The organism is Cupriavidus mimosae, assembly GCF_023952485.1.
Taxonomy (GTDB): Bacteria; Pseudomonadota; Gammaproteobacteria; order Burkholderiales; family Burkholderiaceae; genus Cupriavidus; species Cupriavidus taiwanensis_C.
Genome location: NZ_JALHRY010000086.1, coordinates 1 through 1,189, shown reverse-complemented (window position 1 = coordinate 1,189; position 1,189 = coordinate 1). Strand labels below are relative to the sequence as shown.

Below are 1,189 nucleotides of genomic sequence, written 5' to 3'. Positions count from 1 at the left end.
GGATGCTCTGCACAATTAGCCGGCGGATGTGCTTGCAATGAATCGTCGAGCCAGCGAGCATGTGGCGCATGAAACAAACTGACCTTGGACTGAACTTGTCGACCAAGCGCACCCGCAAGCGCGAATTCCTGGACGAGATGAACCGTGTGGTGCCATGGGCCGATCTGGTGATGCTGATCGCTCCGTACGCCCCGGAAGGCAAGCGCGGCCGTCCCCCGTTCGCGGTCGAGGCAATGCTGCGCATCCACTTCCTTCAGCAATGGTTCGGCCTGTCGGACCCGGCGATGGAAGAAGCGCTGCACGACGTGCCGCTGTATCGGGAGTTCGCCGGGCTGGACAACTGGACGGTGAGGCTGCCCGACGAGAGCACCATCCTGCGGTTCCGTCACCTGCTGGAGAAGCACAAGCTGGCCGCTCAGATCCTCGCGCTGGTCAACGACATCCTTCGCGACAAGGGATTGATGCTGCGCGCGGGCACGGTGGTGGACGCGACACTGATCAGCGCACCGAGTTCGACCAAGAATGGGTCGGGCGAACGCGACCCAGAGATGCACCAGAGCAAGAAAGGAAACCAGTGGTATTTCGGCATGAAAGCGCACATTGGCGTGGACGCCGAAAGCGGGCTGGTGCACACGGTGCGGGGCACGGCGGGCAAGGTCAACGACGTGGTTGAGGGCAACAGCCTGCTGCATGGCGAGGAAACCGACGCGTTCGGCGATGCGGGCTATCAGGGCGTGGAGAAGCGTCCGGACGCGCGGGCGGGCGTGAACTGGCACGTAGCGATGAAGCCAGGCAAACGTCGCGTCCTGGACCAAAGCAAACCACTTGGCGCGCTCGTCGATCAGGTCGAGCGAATCAAGGCGGGCATCCGGGCCAAGGTCGAGCATCCGTTCCGGGTCATCAAGCGGCAGTTCGGCTACACCAAGGTCCGCTATCGAGGGCTGAGGAAGAACACCGCGCAACTCATGACCTTGTTCGCACTGTCCAACTTGTGGATGGCGCGCGGCAAACTGCTGGCTGCCGGGGCATGAGCGCGTTTCTGGCTCACGCCGATGCCTCGCGCGCAGCCCGCGAATGCTGCTTCGCGCGTGCGAGATAGCTTCGCTCCGAGCTGATAGGTTGGCGTCGTGGCGCATTCAGCTTCCTGTTAAACGGCCAAGCACACTCGATTCGCGTTTGTGCAGAGTAT

At 62.4% G+C, this 1,189-nt stretch carries 1 protein-coding gene; it reads left to right on the top strand.

The window, feature by feature from the left end; translation table 11 throughout:
* Positions 1-68 precede the first annotated feature (68 nt).
* Complete coding sequence (locus tag MKD50_RS30400) at positions 69-1,031, top strand: IS5 family transposase (protein WP_012354594.1); 963 nt, start codon at positions 69-71, stop codon at positions 1,029-1,031.
* Positions 1,032-1,189 lie beyond the last annotated feature (158 nt).

Excerpts from the sequence above, each read along its gene's own strand:
- MKD50_RS30400 (WP_012354594.1), top strand. The coding sequence starts at position 69 with ATGAAACAAACTGACCTTGGACTGAACTTGTCGACCAAGCGCACCCGC.